Here is an 18,130-nt window from a genome sequence, read left to right on the forward strand (position 1 = left end):
ATTAGCAAAGAAATATAAAGAGTCACATATACCCTTTTTCTTTTAGGCTAATAAATTTATGATCTCCGATTATTATGTGATCGAGTAATTCTATGCCCATAATCGATCCTGCTTCTATTAATCTTTTCGTAACTTCGATGTCTTCTGGGGATGGGGATGGGTTTCCTGAAGGATGATTATGAGCACATACAATCGAGGCTGCTGAACGCTTCACTGCTTCCCGGAAAATGTCGCGCGGATGGACAATCGAAGAGTTTAAACTTCCAATAAACAATGTTTGTTTATGAATTATTTCATTTTTCACATTCAGAAATAAGACGACAAAATGTTCCTGGCTTAACGAGCTCATATCCGTCATTAAATAAGCTGCTGCGTCTTCAGGTGAACGAATGGTGTATCTGCCTTCAGAATGCTTCCTGTAAACTCGTTTACCTAGTTCTGCTGCGGCTAGAAGCTGGACGGCCTTCGCCTCACCAATTCCATTGATGGTCATAAATTCTTCTATAGTGGCATTTTTTAAATCTTGGATTTTATCAAAAGATGAGAGGACACGATTCGCGAGAACTAAAACAGATTCTTTTTTAGATCCCGATCGGAGAAGGATGGCAATAAGTTCCTGGTTCGAAAGACTTTCCGCACCTTGTCGAATAAGTCTTTCACGAGGCCTGTCCGCTAAATGCACATCTCGAATCATCATTCCAGCATGGAGGTCAACTGTCATTTTCAACAGCACCTCCTACAACAGAAAGAATTTCAAGCTCTAATAACTTTTTCGTGAGCGTAGCTATCGGCAGTCCCATAACGGAGTAATAATCACCGTTTATTTGTTCAACAAATAATGCACCACTGGATTGAATCCCGTAAGCGCCAGCCTTATCTAGTGGATCACCGGTTGCAACGGACATATCAATCAAGTCGTCTTCTAGTTCATAAAAAGTAACTTTTGTATCATTTGAAAAAGTAATTAGTTCTCCATCTACACTAATTGCTACGGATGTGATGACCGAATGAGTTTGTCCAGAAAGTGCTCTCAAAAACTGCTTTGCCTCAACAGCATCAATTGGTTTTGAAAAAATCCGCACCCCAAGAACAACGATTGTATCCGCGCCAATAACAACTGCTCCCGTATGTTCTTCTGCAACTGCCACCGTTTTCGAGCTTGCTAGCGACTGAGCATATTCGACTGGACTCCCATTTCCAATATACTCATCTTCAGGATAATCACTTTTTACGACTGTGAACGGAACGCCTAATAGCTCAAGAAGTTCTTTTCTACGCGGCGATCCAGAAGCAAGAATAAGCTTCTTGTTTAATATAAATTTCAAATATATTCCCCCTTTGTTTGATAATAACTCATTCAAAGGGTATTTGAAATTGAGTGTAAATCAGCATAATTTCATTTTGGGCGATTATCGGGCATCAAAATGAGATTTTGACACATTCTTTATTAAGAGAATAATGGGAAAGCAGCTGCAAGCGAATCAGCCGCATATCGCTTGTATACTTAATTACTGCATCCACATTTCGATTGAATTCACCCGAAACGATATCCGTTTTGTCTGCATCTGAAATTTTAATTTTGGTGGCATCGGTTTCACCCAGAATATCTGGTATTTTTCCAGCACCAATTGCAACACAAGCCGATGTGTCTACAATAAGTTTTTTGCGAAAAGTGTCTACAATCTCAGCATTCATAAGTTCCGCTTCACTTAATCCTACAGCGGACCAAACATAATACTGTCCATCAGCTTTAATAATGGCGGTGGAGGCGAGAGAAGGTTCCTCCGAAATAAATGCAGTAGCAGATATATGCGTCGTGAATACCCCATGTTGTCTTGCAAACAATTGCATAGACCCTACACTCGGTAAAGTAGGAACTTCAGTTTCTACCGGTGCAGGTCCTGTCGTAGGCACTTCTGTTTCTAACTCCTTTTCCTTCACATTTTCTTTAGGAGTCTTATCACTTGTTGTAATAAGAATTAAAGCGATAAGTGAAACGGCTGCCACTCCAATGAGGACTCCATGGAGCATTGCCATAATTACAGTCTTATTTGAATACCTTTTTCCGAATTTCATTCTCGTCCACCCCGTTTTATTTAACCGTAGCAGACGTGAAATGAAAAAAAGCAAGACGTGTGTCGTCTTACTCAATAAAATTTATCGACTCAAATGAATAAGTTTCCATACCATGCGACAAAATCAGCACCCCAGAAATAAGCGATAACAGCAGCAATTGCAATCGAAGGACCGAACGGGACGGGCGTTTTCCGACCTTTCCCACTTTTTCTCAAGATAATCAAACCAATTATGGACCCAATAAGTGCTGCAAGAAATAACGTCAATAAAGTATTTACGGTACCAAGAACTAAACCAATTACGAAGAACAACTTAATGTCACCGCCCCCCATTCCACCTTTCGACACGACAGCTATTAAATAAAGGACACCAAAACCTACTGCAGCGCCTAGTAAACTGTCCCACCACGGAGAAAGCGGTACTACTAACCTGAGTCCAAACAACACGACAGCGAAAGGCAGAAGCACCTTATCCGGGATGAGCATATATGCGATATCTGAAACAGTTATTATAATAAGCAATGAAATAAATAAAAGTACAACGATCAGTTCCATACCAAAACCAAGTGTATAGTATGAAAACGCAAATAAAACACCTGTCAGAAATTCCATAGACGGATAAATGATGTTTATTTTCGATTTACATTTTCGACATTTCCCGCGAAGGAATAAGTATGAAAAGACTGGAACCAAATCAAGAATTCCCAAATTCCGAGAACATACTGTACAGTGCGACGGCGGTGAAACAATCGACTCTTTTTTTGGAATTCGTAAACCAACTACATTAAAAAAAGATCCGAAAATGATGCCGTATAGAAAAAACAATAGTATGAGCGTATATTCCATGTAATTTCTCCTTATTGTTTGCTAATTTCTTTTAACCTGTTTTTCTCTTCATACATTTTCATATCTGCATATTGGTATAATTCTTCAAACGTTTCCCCATCAGATGGGTAAAAAGCAACCCCTATACTCGGCTGGATTTGAATCGATATCTCATCTATCTCATATGGAAGCGACTTGAAGTATCCTCGCAATCGACCAATCCAATTGGCAACATCATCCTTTGTGGAAAAGTCCTCCAAAAAGATAATAAACTCGTCCCCACCCAAACGCGCAAGAGTATCATTTTTCCGAATTGAGTCCTCTAAAATATATGCTGTATGCCTCAAAACTTCGTCACCAATTACATGTCCATACGTATCATTAATTTCTTTAAAACGATCCAAGTCAATCAGCACTAGTGCAGCTTTAAAATCCATATGCTCTTCACATTCAGACATTCTATGTTTGACCGCCGAAACAAAAAAAGACCGATTATGTAGTTCTGTTAGTCCGTCATGATAGGCCATAAAGTTTACAAGATGCTTATTTTTCAGTTCTTCCGTCACATTGCGCCAAATAAGATAATACACCTCTTCTTCGTCAATGATAACGAGTGAAGCATCAACGGAATAAACCAGTGAATCGATAACATCTTCCTTATCAATAACAATTCTAAAATCATTTACGACCAGATTTTTCTTTAGTTCTTCCTTTAACATAAGTAGCTGGTTTTCAGCAGATATCAAAGTCGCAAATTCAAATAAATTCATTCCTTTTTCATTTACGATACCCAACTCTTTTTTTGCATTCAAATTCAGTTCAAGTAATTCCCAATCGCCATTCACAACGGATATCGAGGACGGACTTAAGTCGAACATAACTTGATATCTTTTTGCAACAGAAGGGAGCAATTGAAATCGATTGACAGATATTGCAAGAAAAATCGAGAACACAATCCCCAGCCAAATATGCGAATGCGGCGGCATATACTCACCATAATTTGGATAACCTAAAATTAGATTGATAAAGAAAGCGACTAGTGTTCCAGTTATTAGTAACCTTAGAAGCTTTCGTTTTGATAATGCAGTCGTCCGCTTTAAATCCAACGCAAATATTCCAGCGACAAGCAATATCACTACGTTCGAGATTGTCATCATTATAAAATATTGTTGATTAAAAATAGGGGCATACCAGATCCCTTTTTGAACATATTCCGAATTATTAATATAGTTTTGGTTCAGCACCATCGATAGAATAATTAATATAAAAGGGATATAACAAATATACGGGTAAAAAGGGATTTTAAAGCGTTCCTCTAATTTCGTAATATGGATAACAAAATGCAACATAACTGAAATGATTAAGAGTCCAGTATTCCCTACAAATAGATTGATAATGAACGGACTCATAGAAACGGGTAGTAAATGTCTAACAAATTCAATGAAGAAAAGCATTCCGAACAAAAAAACCAAAATCGCCACAAGTTGATTTTTTAATCGTTTCGGATTTTGGGTGAGCACTATAAATCCCAGCGCAAACAGACCAAATGTCGGAATCATATAGACAAGTAAGTAAATGAACAATTGAGTCGCTGGCATCTGCACACTCCCCCTGGTTTCCTAGGTACCAGATTGCCGATACCTTTAGACTATTTAACTAGGTCTTCTGAGTAGAAGGTAGTTAGCTGAACACAATCGTCGTTATTCGCCCCCTACCTTCGATCCATCATTGAAAGGCATCGGATCTACTTTATTGGCCGGCATCGGAGCATCGACTTTTGGCGTTTCATTTTGTAAATCGATTAGATCCGGTCGGTAATAAGCCGAGAAAGAAAGATTGAGTTCAAGTTTCGTTTCTTCTGCATCTATATCCCGAATTTCCTCAGTACCTTGGAACTGAATGCTGTCTATAATGAATATCCGGTCCATCCGCTCAATTTCATCGATGAATTTTTGAATACTCTTATAGGACTCAACTTCTAAAGTCACTTCCGTTAACATCTGGTGGACATTATTTTCATCTTCCGGAAGACCCTCAAGAGCCGTATCACTTAATGTGAAGGAAACGTCTTTCACTAGACTGTCTGATTTAATCTCAGCCTTACTTATTTGTAAAAGAACGACATCTTCTATTGGCTTCACTGGTACTTTTCGTTGAAGTGGTTGTGAATTGTATGACACCAAGAGTTCTGTATTTGCTTTTTGTTTTCTTAAAGCGAAAAGGAGATCTCGTTCATTCGCAACAGATAATACCACTTGTTTATTCGTTTCTTTTACAGGTGCATAAATTTTAAAATACGAATAGGCAACCAGTGCTAGGAATAAAAACGACGACAGAACGACTAACGCTAATTCTTGTTGCCGTCTCGATAGACTAGTCATTCGCCCCATCCCCTTCCCCAACAATTTCGGGTTCATCAGTAGTTTCGATTGCACCTTCAACATCTGCACGATCATCCACAAACTCAATTGAGTAAGTAGCGATGTATCGTGGCAAAACGCCAAATAATTCAGTAGACTCTTCTTCAGCAAAGTCTTCGTATACCACAGTTTCAAGGAAAACATTACGTACAAGTGGAGACGCCTTGAGTCTAGTATCATAATAAGCAGCATCTGATTTAACATCAAATTGAACTTGAACAGTCACAAGGTTTGGACTTGTAAATTGAAATCCATCGAAAAATCCTCGTGCGGGTAATAAAGCGATAAGTTCTTTTAATAAAGGAACGGTATAAAAACGGTAATTCTCCGCCCATTCAACCGTTGCTGCGAGTTGTCGATTCGATTCTGCAGATTCCATAGTCCTTATTTCAGATTTAATTTCCTCCTCTGTTTCTTGTAAAGTTATAATATGTTGCTCTAGGCTAGTCGTCTGTTTGACCAGGTTTTTTGATAGCAAAAGAGAACCACCCCATATTAAAACCGCTACACCTACTATGATGAGCGAAACAAAAAGTAACGTTGACCGCTCTTTTATTTTTTCGGACAATAGGTTAATTTCTACTAACATGACTACACCTCTTTCAACGCAAGACCAATAACCCGGTTGTATCGAACCGAGACAGCTTCACCATTTGCGAGTTGCATTGACTCTTTCACTAATGTCTCCGCATGAATGTTCAAACGTTCACGTATGAGTGTAAGCAATTCACCCATTGCTTCATATTCCCCGTTCACTAGAACTTTTGTAATCGAAGCGGTGCCGTTCCACATATTGTATCGATAAAAACTAACAAGCTTTTCGAGTTCCATTACAATCGTAAGTGGAGTAACAATATGTGAATCAATCGTCGAATCCGTAATGACCGAAAGATCGGCTGAATTCTTAACATCCAACGGTCTCATGAATAAAGGATAATGTTCATGAAAAATAGACACCGTTAATTTGCCGTCCATCCAATCTGCTAGAAGGACATGCTCAGTACCGGTGAATTTATGTTGTGTGTAGGCAAGTCGATACAAAGCGAGCGGTGAAATGTCCGCTTTGATAGGGTCGAGTTTCACATCTTTAAAAACGTCTTCATATTCGTTCAAGACACTTTCCTTCGAAGCAATGATAATTGCCTCATTTGTTTCAGTGTTCGGTATGTATGGTACAACATCAAAGACAGGGTCATCGAAAGGCAAATACAGCGTTGAACCAATTTCAATAAAGAAATGGCCTTTCAGCTCATCTACCATGACATCTTCGGGGTAAGGAACTTTGCGGATAATCACGTATTGATCGGGGGTAAGGAATTGTATCGTTCGTTTAGCGATTCCCCACTCTTTAACAGCCCCATCCAAAATCGCCGAAAGCGTCTCCGAATCAACAATTTTCCCCTCGATAACAACGTTCGGGGGGAGTTGAACTTCCCCCGCAACATCAATAACGAGTGGATCAACTGATTTCAGTCTCACTACACGAATGGCATCATCTTCAATTGTGATAGAAACAGGCCGCTTGCGGCGAGAAAAAATGGACATGGGAACAACTCCTGGTTGTGGTATGTAATAGTAAAGTGTTTTTCTATACTTATAAGTGAGAATTACTTTACCAAGAATGAAGTGTAAAATTCATTCTCGGTATAGAATTTTTTTATTCCGGGAATGTGTATCCCGTTTTATCTGAGAGCGTAGCACTTGTTGCAGCATTAAATCGCACTTTAGTTTTACCAGTCGTTTCTACAGTACCACTAATTGTGTTGCTGCCTTTGACATAAGTGATTGTAACAGGGTCTGTTCCGATTCCTACTAGTGTTCCTAGTGTATCTAAGTATTCTGCATCCAATAGATCTTGTGGTGTCACTGTACTACCAGCAGCACTAGAAGCAGCGTCAGGGTTCTCCAAAAAGTAAAGATTTGAAGCGGCAAGTGCGTTCTGAGCGTCAGCGATAGCAGCATTTACCCTAGTTTTTTCAATTAGTCCACCAATCGACGGCACAGCTATCGCCGCGATAATTCCCAAAATAACTATAACTGCAAGTAATTCGACAAGTGTTAACCCTTTTTCGTTGTTTAAACGTTTTTGTAATCTGTTTTTCATTTTCTATTTCCTCCCTGTTTTGAAGATCTAATGGTCTTTCATACTAAGTATACCTTATTTATGAAAGTATGAAACTATTAAATAGGCATTATTCATTACTTTTACACCGTTCTTTGGAACTAGTTCTTACATTCCATCAATATTTTCAAAGATTCCAAACATCGGCATTAAAACTGCAAGGACTATAGTCCCTACAATTCCAGCGAGTAAAATGATCATGATTGGTTCTATTAATGCCTTTAATCGATCCGTTGCTGCATCCACTTCTTTGTCATAGAAATCAGCAACTTTCTCTAACATGGTGTCTAAAGAACCAGTTTGTTCTCCAATTGCAATCATGTGAGGAATTAGTGGCGGAAAAGCCCAATGATCTTTCATCGGTTCTGTTAAAGAACCACCACGTTCTAACGATTCTCTAGATTTCGCGATTACTCGAGCAATCACTTCGTTTTCGACTATTTTCTCGGTCATAGACATTGCCTGTAAGATTGGAACAGAACTTGAAAATAGAGAACTTAATGTCCGTGTCATCGTTGCAAGAACGGATTTCTTCACAATATCACCAAAGATGGGCAAACGAAGTACAAATGTGTCAAGCATAAATCGACCTTCTTTATTGTTCTTTAACATCCAAAAACCAATACCAATCACAAGAGCGAACAAAATGAATAAATACCAATAGCTTACTGCGAAACCACTCGCACTAATGACAAACCTCGTTAAGAGCGGCAACTCTCCCCCAAAACTTTCAAACATATCGACAAACATCGGAACGATTGTAGTAAGGAGAAAAATGACTACACCTATCGCTAAAATACCTACGATAATTGGATAGGATAATGCTGAAACTACTTTTTGACGCGTTTCATGAGACTTCTCATAATGCTCTGCCAGTCGATCCAAGGAATCGTCGATTGTTCCAGATAACTCTCCGGCTTTAATTAAATTAATAACAAGTGGTTCAAATGCTTTCGGATGTTTTGCGAGAGAATCGGATAATGCACCACCGACACGTAGGTCATCGCTCACAGTAAGTAAAATCTTCTTAAACTGCTTCGCCTCAACTTGCAGCGATAAAATACGAATCGCATCGACGATTGTCACGCCCGCTCTTAATAGTGTGGAGAATTGACGTAAAAACATTATAAATTGAGCACTTTTTATCGGCTTACCAATGACAATATCTTTTGTTAATGCTGTCTCTTTTGCAACTGTTAAATTAGTTACCCGTATTCCCTGACTTTTCAATTTAATTGCTGCATCGCGTTTATCCGCAGCTTGAACAATCCCTTTTCGAACAGCTCTTGCATCTCTGCCTTCATATTTGAAGCGAGCCATCTTTAATCATCGCCTTCCAAGTACGGTTTAGCCACTTCATAAGAAATGATCCCTTTGTCAAGAAAATTTCGAACGGAAGATTCCATCATATGCATTCCTAAAGCACGGTTCGTTTGTATCACATTTGGAATTTGATGCACTTTTTCTGTTCTTATTAAGTTTGCGATTGCAGGATTGTTGATCATTAGTTCTGTAGCGGCCCTTCGACCCTTTTGGTCCGCAGTTTGAAATAACCGCTGGGACACGACCGCCTTTAGAACACCTGCAAGTTGAACCCGAATTTGAGATTGTTGACCATGTGGGAACACATCAATGATACGGTCAATCGTCGAAGCGGCACTCCAAGTATGCAGTGTTGCTAAAACAAGATGACCTGTTTCAGCTGCAGTTATTGCTGTTGAAATTGTTTCCAGATCTCTCATCTCACCAACCAATATCACATCTGGATCTTGTCGCAATGCCGCACGTAATCCATCCGAAAAGGACACCGTGTCAAATCCTACTTCACGTTGGTCGATAATGGATTGACCATGTTCATGCACATACTCAATTGGGTCTTCTAATGTAATAATATGCTTTTGGGACGTTTCATTTATATATTTAATCATGGCAGCAAGCGTCGTAGATTTACCCGAACCTGTTGGGCCTGTTACAAGAATTAGCCCTTGTGCCGTTTTCGACAAATCTTTCAATGAGTCCGGTAATTGCAAATCATCGATTGACGGTATTTTTGTTGGAATGGTCCGAAATGCCAGCGACACTGAACCCCGTTGCTGAAATGCATTTACACGAAAACGAGCGGCTCCAGCCACTTCATAAGAATAATCGATTTGACCCAGTTCCTTAAAACTCTCATACATTTTTTCAGGAACCGTCTTATCAGCGACAGATGTTGTAAATGCATCGTCAACGAGTTCTTCACCGAAACGTTTCAACTCACCATGAACTCTAAAAATTGGTGGCACACCTATAGTGAGATGAATATCTGATGCCTTTAATTCAAATGCCGATTTTAGTAAATCATCAATTTCCATCTTCATAAACCTAACCCCTATTCAATCAATGCGACTCGTAAAACTTCTTCGGTTGTTGTAATTCCTTCTTTTACTTTCATAAGACCATCGTCAATTAAAAATAATGTCTTATTTTCCAAAGCAATTTCTCTTAATTTCGCCGAAGAACCGCCGCTATTAATAACATCACGCATGGCATCATCGAGCACAAGTACTTCATGAATTGCAATTCGTCCGCGGTATCCCGTCATATTACATGACGAACAACCGGGTCCTCGCATTACTTTACTAACTTCAATTCCACGTTTTGCAAAGATTTCTTTCTCACGGTTGGATGCATCCATCTCTTTGCCACAGTCACGGCAAACTCGGCGTATTAAGCGCTGCGCAACTACCGCATTCAAAGACGTAGTGACTAGAAACGGTTCAACACCCATATCCAGCAATCGCGTAATGGAAGCAATGGAATCATTCGTATGAATCGTACTTAGGACAAGATGCCCTGTGAGTGATGCCCGAATGGAAATTTCAACCGTTTCTCTATCTCTTATTTCACCAACCATTATAATATCCGGATCTTGTCTTAAAATCGAACGCAAACCAGTAGCAAAACTTAAACCAACATTCGGATTCACTTGAATTTGATTAATCCCTTCAAGCTGATACTCAACAGGGTCTTCCACTGTAATAATATTGACTTCTTCAGTATTCAATTTATTTAAAGCTGCGTAAAGTGTCGAAGATTTACCTGAACCCGTAGGACCTGAAATAAGGACAATACCACTCGGTTTAACGATTTGCTCTTCAAACCGTTTTAGATTGATTGGGTTAAACCCCAGTTTCGCCAAATCATTCAAAGAATTGCTTAGATCTAGAATTCGAAGTACAATCTTTTCTCCAAATACGGTTGGCAACGTAGAAACACGTAAATCAATTGCTCTGAAATCAACATTGGTTTTAATACGGCCGTCTTGTGGTATGCGACTCTCTGTAATGTTAAGATTGGCCATAATCTTAATTCGAGCAATCATCATCGCCTGCATATGCTTTGGCAAATAACGTTCCGATTTCAACATTCCATCAATACGAAAACGGATCACAACTTGCTGTTCTTGTGGATCAAAATGAATATCACTAGCTTTTTGAGTAATCGCAGAAGAAATGAGTTGGTTCACCAGGCGAACGATGGGTGAATCCAAATCTGTTAATTCGTCTTGTTCTTCAGTTTGCTCAAGAGTTTGTTGAGCAAACAGTTCATCGAAAGATTCTTCATCGTAGTATTTTGAAATTGTACGAATGATATCGTCTTTTGATGCAATAGCTGTTTCAATCTGAAATCCTGTTGATAATCGCAAATTATCGATGGAAATGTAATCCATCGGATCAGACATTGCTACGAAGAGACGATCGTTCTCAGCTTTCAAAGGAACTATGAGGTTTAGTTTTGCAAACTCTTTAGGCACAATATTAAATAACTTCGGATCAAAGGGGTATCTAAATAAATTGACATGTGGAATACCAAGTTGAAATTCCAATACTTCAATGAGCTGTTGTTCAGTAATGTATCCACGCTGCAGCAATGCATCACCCAGCTTTTGATCCATAGGTTTTTCTTGCAACGCAGTCTGAAGTTGCACATCGGAAATCAATCCTGATTCAACGAGTAAATCACCTAATCTTTTTCGAGCTGGCGCCATACCCATCCCCCTTTCTTTGAATGTTTAATTAATGATATTTCCACCTTTATCGTATTGAATATCTTCGTTTTCGTCTGTACCGGAATTCTCTTTATCGATTTCCGTTGCATCGTTTGTTTGTTCATCATTCGTGTATTCTGAACCAAGACCCGGTTCTAGTTCATTTGGGGAGGATCCGGTATCGGTATCACTTTCAGTTGCCTCATCCTTTTTTAACGAATGAAGCTCAATAATGTGAACAGGGCCATAATAATCCTCTGAAACTGCGATACTTTGTATCTCATTCGTTCCTTCATAAACGGTCTTTATAATGTTTACTTCTTGTCCACTTATTCCTTCTTCTAGTACTTCAATAGATCCAGTAGCAACGAAAGCACTGAATTGAATAACTTTCCGAGGATTATAGTACGTAATTGGGCTTGCATTGACCTCATATGAGTAAATAAAAGGCATACCTAATAACGAAACAGTTAATACATTGTTCGACTCATTCGTTTGCATTGTAAAAGTTGTTTTATTCGGATTCGTAAAAATAAAATCAATGGATAGTTCCTGATTGATTGCGGCTTCATAGCCAATTGCCACATCTTCATGTAATCTCTCACCAATATTTCGTTCATCCACAATAAAGTTCGTTTTTAATATTGTTGTATATAGAAGGGATGCGATAACAGTCAAATCGTCGTCTGAAATATAACCAAAGTTATCCGTCTTAATATAATCAAGCAATGAAAATGTAGAAAAAGATTGGATTTTAGTTCCATTCAAAGAATCCATCACTTTAGTAACAGTGGATGAAACTTCCGGAACTTTAATAGAGGAACTGGAGACATCCGTCGAAGAAAAGTTTTCATTTAAAGAATCACTAATATAAATACGAGCAGGCATAATTCCGTTCTCAAGCTCTTTTTCAACACTTAAAGCAATTGCTGTTACGTCTTCATCTGAGAAAGAAATCAGAGGAAACTGCTGACGAATAATTGTATGAAGACCATCCTCGGATACTTTAGCGTATATCGGATTCTCGTCACCATGAACCATTTGTTCAAGTGTACTATCCACATCGTATTCAATAATTTCTACTGGTAATTCTGCAACTTTGTCCTGATATATGAGTTGTCCAGAAAAATTAGATTGTAGATCCTCAAAATTAGAAGCAAGCCTAGCCTTCGCAGACTTCCCCTTGAGTTTGGTCATGTCAAAAGGACCGACATATGTCTGGCCTGAAAAACTCTTTAAAGATGCGGAGTTTTGCATTGCGAATACACCAATCGTAGAAGTACCATAAAACACAATTGTAGCTGCTAGAACGATAGAAAAAAGTTTAAGAACATTTTTATTGTTCACGATTCATTTGCCCCCTGTCTTCTGCTTTTACTCTGCGTTTTTCTAATAGTATCGATATCAAATAGACAAGGAATAACATAATAAACACGCTAATATAAATTGGAATATATCCTTGTATAAACACCCCAATAATGGCAATATTCATACCCATTAAAACAAGAATAAAAGTCGACCTCTTCAGTTTACCAAATTTAATTAACCAAAAAAGAATAGGAAAGATAATAATGGCGACTAAGACTATGTAAAGATACTCCACTTTTTCCTTTCCTTCCCTTACATAATAAATTTAGGAGTCTACTTAAATTCTAGGCCGGTCCCAACAGATAATACCTTTAGTAGATCCAGATTTTCATAGTTCAATTACTAATACATGATTGTCGAATAATGTTGATTTTTTTGGTCTTCTTAAACATACCTACTACTACTATTATCATACATATACAATATTTTGTCACTACTAAACTACCAATATGGTATAGAAGGCATAAAAAATAGACCCTTTTTCGGGTCTACTTCTATAGTTATATAGTTACAACGTCTTCAACCCCAAAAACACCAACCTTATTTCTTCCTGCTTGTTTTCCACCTATATACAGTGCCCGATCCGCATTTCTCATAAGATCCTTAAGACTTTCCGAATCATCCGGAATTGAAGAAACGCCAATACTTACTGTCATATTCACATTTATTGGCGTACGGTCTACCGATAAATCTGGGATTACAGTGAATATGGTTCGTTCCACTTCCTTACGTATTTCTTCTGCAATCTTCACAGCAAACTCTTTATTTGTGTTCGATAAAACCAAGACAAACTCTTCCCCACCGTATCTTGCAAGCGTGTCTTCAGGCCCAACAAAGTTTTGTAAAACCGAACTTAAATCACAGAGTAAGTCATTTCCGCTTTCATGACCGTATGTGTCATTAATTTTTTTAAAATGATCGATATCCATAATTAATACCGATAATGAGGAAATATCTTTCGTATGAAAGCGAATAATCTCTTCATCTAGTTTCTTTTCCAGATAGCGATAATTGTATAGTTTTGTTAAACCACAACGTTCGCTCTTTTCAATCGTTTTTTCAAAAAACCTCGCTTTTACTAACGAAATGGCCAAATAACCGGTCAATATGTCTACAATTTTATTTTCTACAAAGCTAAACATGTTTTTTTTAGAAGATGTTAGCATTAAAAATCCTTCCGTCTTGTGTTCTCGAATAATTGGCGCTACTAATACGCTCTCTGTGTGCATCAAAAACTCAATATTTCTTAGTGCTTTCATTGCTTTCACATTGTCATATATTAAAATTTCATCCGTTTTTAATCCATCAACTTCTATTAAAGTACTATGAAAAACAATACTGTTGTTTTTACTGTTAACAACACCAGATTCTATGCTTTTTATAGTATTTAACCGACCACCTTTTCTTAAATCTACGATAAAACCGTTCTCATACGGCACAACATCTTGTAGTTTTTCAAGAAATGTCTCAAGTACTTCATCGAAACGCAAGTGATTTGCAAGTTCATGACCAATTATGGCTGCGTGTGACAATTGTTTACTTAACTTATTGGATGTTGTGTAGATTCGAATTACATACAAAATCACTATTAGTGGAATACCGATTAGAATAATCGACTTGTTGTGTATATTTAGATATAAGAAATACAAAGCTAGGCTTAAAGGAAATATAACTACTGTTACAATATAATCCCAAATTGCCCCTTTCGATAAAAGTGAATAGCCCATACCTTTTAAATAAAAAAATGCTTTTAAAATCAAGTTGTTTAAAAGCGTGTTAACACACACATAAACAATACCTACAATAAATAGTTTAGAAAAGTCCGTCATGCCAATTGAACCGCCCAAAAAGTGAAAAACAATAGCACTTCCGAAAGATGTGAATATAAACATAATTGAATTGAAAAAGAATCTTTCGAAAATAGGCGTTATAGTTCCTCTACTAAAAAGTAAAATCAAAGTTGCTAACTGTATAAAGAGTATTTCCGTAAAAAGTCCATATTGAAAAAAGATTACAAAGGTAATCAGTTTTTCTAACGTAATAGTAATCTTTTGTATTTGTAAGGGTAAGAGCATCGTAAAAAAGAGCAATAAAAACAAAAGTGCAATGTTCATGAATTCCAATGGAGCAGAAGGAAAGTAATTGTAAGCAATAAAAATACCAGGGGGAAATATAAGTAACCAAATAATACTCAGTATCTTGATTTCTTTTGATTTAATCAATGATTTCCCACCTCTCAAAACTTACTTTACATAGCTTGCAACACGGTCTCGTCCTGCTTGTTTAGCCCATAAATAAAGTGAACGATCCGCATTTCTAAGAATAGATTTTGCTTCATCTGTATCTTCGGGAGCCGAAGACACTCCAATACTAACTGTAATACGTACATTCTCCAGTGTGGCGGTTTCTCCAAGATCTGGAGAAACCTGGAACTCTGTATTTCTAATCTTTAGACGAAGTTTTTCTGCAAATTGAACAGCCTCTTCTTTTGTCTTTCCAGGCAACAAATATATGAATTCCTCACCACCGTATCTTGCTACTGTTGCTCCATTTGGTAGCATGTCTTCCAAAAGTCTTGCAAGGCTGCATAAAATGTCATTGCCGCTTTCGTGACCGTATGCATCATTGATCTTTTTAAAATGATCGATGTCCAGCATCAGTACAGAAATACTTCCTGAATTTCCGCTGTTAATTTCACCGACTTCATACTCCAATCTCTCTTCTAAATATCTGTAATTATAAAGCTTCGTTAATGCACATCGTTCACCTTTCTTAACTGTTTCCTGGACATACCTTGCTTTTTCAATAGAAACTGCAAAATAAGAGCATAGTATGTCAAGGATTTTTAACTGATAGTCTTTAAAAGCATTTTTCTTAATAGAAGATACTAATAACACTGCTTCAATTTTTTGGTTCCGAGTAATTGGCAAACAGATAACACTTTGCATGTCGTCTGGAGAATAGCCCTCTGAAAGTGATTCCCAATCTTGCCTTTTTGAATAAATTATAGGTTTTCTGTTTTTAAGAACAGTTCCTGCTAATCCCTGTCCAGACAAAATCGGGCTGAACTGTATATCTACAAATCGGTGGTATTCATATGATCGTATAAGTTCCAACCAACCATCTTTGTGATCAAACAGAAAAGTGTGTTCTGCACCTATCATTTTGGTTACATCAACAACAAATTGGTCAATAACTTCATTTTCCGTCAACTTAATTGAAAGCTCATGGCCAATTTCACCAGCGTTTTTCAGGCTTGTATTAACTTGCTCGGAATTATTATAAAGTCGAAGAATAAGAGTGACAAAAAAGAACGGTATTCCAAGCAATAAAAATGCCCCCATCCCAATAAATTGTAATAAAAAATACAATGTTATTGAAAATGGAAGAACAGCAAGAATTGCTAACTTTGAAAACAATACTTTTTTATTTAAATAAGAAGATTGAATTCCTGATATTTTTTCATAGAATCTAAGTAATAAGTCCATTAAAAATGAATGCGTTAATTGATAACAAAATACGGCTACTACTATCGGCCAAAACTCAATAGAACGAATCTCCCCACCAACGAAATTGAAAACAGTAGCCGATGTTACGGATAAAATAAATAATACGAACGAATTCCAGAAAAACCGGAAAGGTCTAGTAGCAGTTTTTGAAGATTTAAATAACATGCTTGTAATGGCAATTTGCACTATGATTGTTTCAACAAATAACCCAAATAATATAAAAGCGGGTACCGTTATCCACATCGCTAAAAATAACGGTTTTCTTTTTACTACTATCGGAAAGTTCAGTGTTAAAATTGTAAAAAGTAAGAAGATTAAAAGATAAACCCAATTCACTTTTGTTGGTTGATAGTTCAAGTACATATATACCATGCCCGTGGGAACAACCAATAACCATAGAATAAATATTTTAAATGTGGACATTTTGAAACTACTTTTTCTCAAAATACCCATCCCCTTTTGTCAGTAGATAAGAAATGAGCCATAAAGGTCCGCCTCACTTTTAATCTTTATACTTATAGTTCAATGTATTAAGTAAGTACAGCGACCCTGTGACTATCGTTCTTTTATTCTTCTTCCTATATAGTATTATAGTATCATCTACTATACTTGTCACGCTTTTTTCATGAAAATTACAATTCTTCAATAATTCTTCCCCTGAAGCTGATTCCATATGGTTAAACGTTAAAAATGTAAATGAAGAAGCTACTGGAATTAATGAGTCTAAAGACCCTTTTATGTCTTTCCTTTTTAACATTCCTACAACGAAGTCAACCTTTTCTCCTGGAAACTCTGTTCGAATTGTATCTGCAAGTGCGAGTGCTGCTGCGGGATTATGTGCACCGTCCAGAAAAACATTCGGTAAAATTTCCTGAAAACGATGGGCCAATTGTGTATTCGCGATTGCCTTTTCTACATTTCTTTCGGTTAACTGAATACCCGTAGTAAGCAATGCCTCAATTGCAACTGCAGCATTTATCGCTTGATGTCGACCTTTCATCAACCGTTCACCAATTTCAAATGTTTTCCGCCCTACAAATTGCTCACTGGTATCGTTCGAAACATAAAAGTCATCGTTATATACACTCAGTGGACATTCTTTTTCCTGGGCAATCTTCTGAATTTCTTCTAAGGCCTCTTTAGATACTTGTCCAACTATTGCCGGGACACCCTTTTTTATAATTCCCGCCTTTTCCCTAGCAATCTCTTCAATTGTATTGCCAAGAAAAGCTGTATGGTCCAAAGATATAGTAGTTATGACGGATACAAGTGGATGAACAACATTCGTACTATCGAGCCTTCCACCCATACCCGTTTCAAGAAGTACAAAATCAGGTTGTAAACGTTTAAATGTGACAAAAGCCGCTACTGTAAGTAACTCAAAATCAGTCAACTTTCCACTGAGTCCTGCATTTTTAATTTTAAGAAAGGATGTAGTTAATTCCTCGTTATTAATTTCTTCACCGTTTATTCGAATCTGATCGTGAATATCTTGAATTGCAGGTGATGAAAAAACACCGGTTGTGAACCCGTGTTGTCGTAATAAAGCTTCTATAAATGCAATCGTTGAGCCTTTTCCGTTAGTTCCAGCTACATGAATAATTTTGAGACTTTGTTCTGGGTTCTTCATTTTTAATAACGCTTCTTGAATGGCATCTAATCCTAATCGAATTGCATCATCACTTTCTAAATCTAATTGTTTTTTATAATCATTCAGTTTTGGAATCAAAGCTATCCCTCCATGTGGTAAAATTAATGTTAGATAAACTATAACATGGTCA

The 18,130-nt window shown here is 37.4% G+C and carries 17 protein-coding genes; all 17 read right to left on the reverse strand.

Annotated elements, in window-relative coordinates; all coding sequences use genetic code 11:
* Window positions 1–22 precede the first annotated feature (22 nt).
* Window positions 23–721: a RadC family protein gene (gene radC, locus ACP8HH_RS10895; protein ID WP_438319126.1), complete on the reverse strand. Its 699-nt coding sequence runs from the start codon at window positions 719–721 to the stop codon at window positions 23–25.
* Window positions 711–1,316, reverse strand: a complete 606-nt coding sequence (locus tag ACP8HH_RS10900; protein WP_438319128.1) for a Maf family protein — start codon at window positions 1,314–1,316, stop codon at window positions 711–713. The genes radC and ACP8HH_RS10900 overlap by 11 nt, the downstream gene beginning before the upstream one ends.
* Before the next feature lie 103 nt (window positions 1,317–1,419).
* Complete coding sequence (locus tag ACP8HH_RS10905) at window positions 1,420–2,076, reverse strand: hypothetical protein (protein ID WP_438311180.1); 657 nt, start codon at window positions 2,074–2,076, stop codon at window positions 1,420–1,422.
* Window positions 2,077–2,165: 89 nt separating this feature from the next.
* Window positions 2,166–2,921, reverse strand: a complete 756-nt coding sequence (locus ACP8HH_RS10910) for a prepilin peptidase (protein WP_438311181.1) — start codon at window positions 2,919–2,921, stop codon at window positions 2,166–2,168.
* Window positions 2,922–2,932: 11 nt separating this feature from the next.
* Window positions 2,933–4,498 (reverse strand): diguanylate cyclase, encoded by a 1,566-nt coding sequence (locus ACP8HH_RS10915; protein ID WP_438311184.1) that lies wholly within the window; start codon window positions 4,496–4,498, stop codon window positions 2,933–2,935.
* A gap of 102 nt (window positions 4,499–4,600) precedes the next feature.
* Window positions 4,601–5,281 carry a LysM peptidoglycan-binding domain-containing protein gene (locus ACP8HH_RS10920; RefSeq protein ID WP_438311185.1) on the reverse strand — a complete coding sequence of 227 codons (681 nt, stop codon included), beginning with the start codon at window positions 5,279–5,281 and terminating at the stop codon, window positions 4,601–4,603.
* Window positions 5,274–5,909, reverse strand: a complete 636-nt coding sequence (locus ACP8HH_RS10925; protein WP_438311187.1) for a hypothetical protein — start codon at window positions 5,907–5,909, stop codon at window positions 5,274–5,276. The genes ACP8HH_RS10920 and ACP8HH_RS10925 overlap by 8 nt, the downstream gene beginning before the upstream one ends.
* Window positions 5,910–5,911: 2 nt before the next feature.
* Window positions 5,912–6,865: a type IV pilus biogenesis protein PilM gene (gene pilM, locus ACP8HH_RS10930; RefSeq protein ID WP_438311189.1), complete on the reverse strand. Its 954-nt coding sequence runs from the start codon at window positions 6,863–6,865 to the stop codon at window positions 5,912–5,914.
* 112 nt (window positions 6,866–6,977) lie between these two features.
* Window positions 6,978–7,424: a type II secretion system protein gene (locus tag ACP8HH_RS10935; protein ID WP_438311191.1), complete on the reverse strand. Its 447-nt coding sequence runs from the start codon at window positions 7,422–7,424 to the stop codon at window positions 6,978–6,980.
* A gap of 126 nt (window positions 7,425–7,550) precedes the next feature.
* Window positions 7,551–8,762 carry a type II secretion system F family protein gene (locus ACP8HH_RS10940; RefSeq protein ID WP_438311193.1) on the reverse strand — a complete coding sequence of 404 codons (1,212 nt, stop codon included), beginning with the start codon at window positions 8,760–8,762 and terminating at the stop codon, window positions 7,551–7,553.
* Between the two features lie 2 nt (window positions 8,763–8,764).
* Window positions 8,765–9,802 (reverse strand): type IV pilus twitching motility protein PilT, encoded by a 1,038-nt coding sequence (locus ACP8HH_RS10945; protein ID WP_438311194.1) that lies wholly within the window; start codon window positions 9,800–9,802, stop codon window positions 8,765–8,767.
* A gap of 11 nt (window positions 9,803–9,813) precedes the next feature.
* Window positions 9,814–11,472 carry a GspE/PulE family protein gene (locus ACP8HH_RS10950; RefSeq protein WP_438311196.1) on the reverse strand — a complete coding sequence of 553 codons (1,659 nt, stop codon included), beginning with the start codon at window positions 11,470–11,472 and terminating at the stop codon, window positions 9,814–9,816.
* 24 nt (window positions 11,473–11,496) lie between these two features.
* The gene (locus tag ACP8HH_RS10955; protein WP_438311198.1) at window positions 11,497–12,819 is read right to left on the reverse strand and encodes a hypothetical protein; all 1,323 of its coding nucleotides are present in this window, start codon (window positions 12,817–12,819) and stop codon (window positions 11,497–11,499) included.
* A complete protein-coding gene (locus ACP8HH_RS10960; RefSeq protein ID WP_438311200.1) occupies window positions 12,809–12,970 on the reverse strand; it encodes a hypothetical protein in 162 nt (53 codons plus the stop codon). Before ACP8HH_RS10960 ends, ACP8HH_RS10955 begins: the two co-directional genes overlap by 11 nt.
* 370 nt (window positions 12,971–13,340) lie before the next feature.
* Complete coding sequence (locus ACP8HH_RS10965) at window positions 13,341–15,062, reverse strand: sensor domain-containing diguanylate cyclase (RefSeq protein WP_438311202.1); 1,722 nt, start codon at window positions 15,060–15,062, stop codon at window positions 13,341–13,343.
* Between the two features lie 21 nt (window positions 15,063–15,083).
* On the reverse strand, window positions 15,084–16,793 hold the full coding sequence (locus tag ACP8HH_RS10970; protein ID WP_438311205.1) for a sensor domain-containing diguanylate cyclase: 1,710 nt from the start codon (window positions 16,791–16,793) through the stop codon (window positions 15,084–15,086).
* Window positions 16,794–16,851: 58 nt separating this feature from the next.
* Complete coding sequence (locus ACP8HH_RS10975) at window positions 16,852–18,078, reverse strand: bifunctional folylpolyglutamate synthase/dihydrofolate synthase (RefSeq protein WP_438311207.1); 1,227 nt, start codon at window positions 18,076–18,078, stop codon at window positions 16,852–16,854.
* Window positions 18,079–18,130: the final 52 nt, after the last annotated feature.

The sequence above is a fragment of the Sporosarcina sp. FA9 genome, assembly GCF_051550205.1.
Classification (GTDB): Bacteria; Bacillota; Bacilli; order Bacillales_A; family Planococcaceae; genus Sporosarcina.

What these genes read in the sequence shown, in the direction of transcription:
- ACP8HH_RS10935 (WP_438311191.1), bottom strand. Translation starts at nt 7,424, where the DNA reads ATGAAAAACAGATTACAAAAACGTTTAAACAACGAAAAAGGGTTAACA.
- pilM (WP_438311189.1), bottom strand. Translation starts at nt 6,865, where the DNA reads ATGTCCATTTTTTCTCGCCGCAAGCGGCCTGTTTCTATCACAATTGAA.
- ACP8HH_RS10910 (WP_438311181.1), bottom strand. Translation starts at nt 2,921, where the DNA reads ATGGAATATACGCTCATACTATTGTTTTTTCTATACGGCATCATTTTC.
- ACP8HH_RS10950 (WP_438311196.1), bottom strand. Translation starts at nt 11,472, where the DNA reads ATGGCGCCAGCTCGAAAAAGATTAGGTGATTTACTCGTTGAATCAGGA.
- ACP8HH_RS10920 (WP_438311185.1), bottom strand. Translation starts at nt 5,281, where the DNA reads ATGACTAGTCTATCGAGACGGCAACAAGAATTAGCGTTAGTCGTTCTG.
- ACP8HH_RS10945 (WP_438311194.1), bottom strand. Translation starts at nt 9,802, where the DNA reads ATGAAGATGGAAATTGATGATTTACTAAAATCGGCATTTGAATTAAAG.
- ACP8HH_RS10905 (WP_438311180.1), bottom strand. Translation starts at nt 2,076, where the DNA reads ATGAAATTCGGAAAAAGGTATTCAAATAAGACTGTAATTATGGCAATG.
- radC (WP_438319126.1), bottom strand. Translation starts at nt 721, where the DNA reads ATGACAGTTGACCTCCATGCTGGAATGATGATTCGAGATGTGCATTTA.
- ACP8HH_RS10915 (WP_438311184.1), bottom strand. Translation starts at nt 4,498, where the DNA reads ATGCCAGCGACTCAATTGTTCATTTACTTACTTGTCTATATGATTCCG.
- ACP8HH_RS10940 (WP_438311193.1), bottom strand. Translation starts at nt 8,762, where the DNA reads ATGGCTCGCTTCAAATATGAAGGCAGAGATGCAAGAGCTGTTCGAAAA.
- ACP8HH_RS10960 (WP_438311200.1), bottom strand. Translation starts at nt 12,970, where the DNA reads ATGGGTATGAATATTGCCATTATTGGGGTGTTTATACAAGGATATATT.
- ACP8HH_RS10925 (WP_438311187.1), bottom strand. Translation starts at nt 5,909, where the DNA reads ATGTTAGTAGAAATTAACCTATTGTCCGAAAAAATAAAAGAGCGGTCA.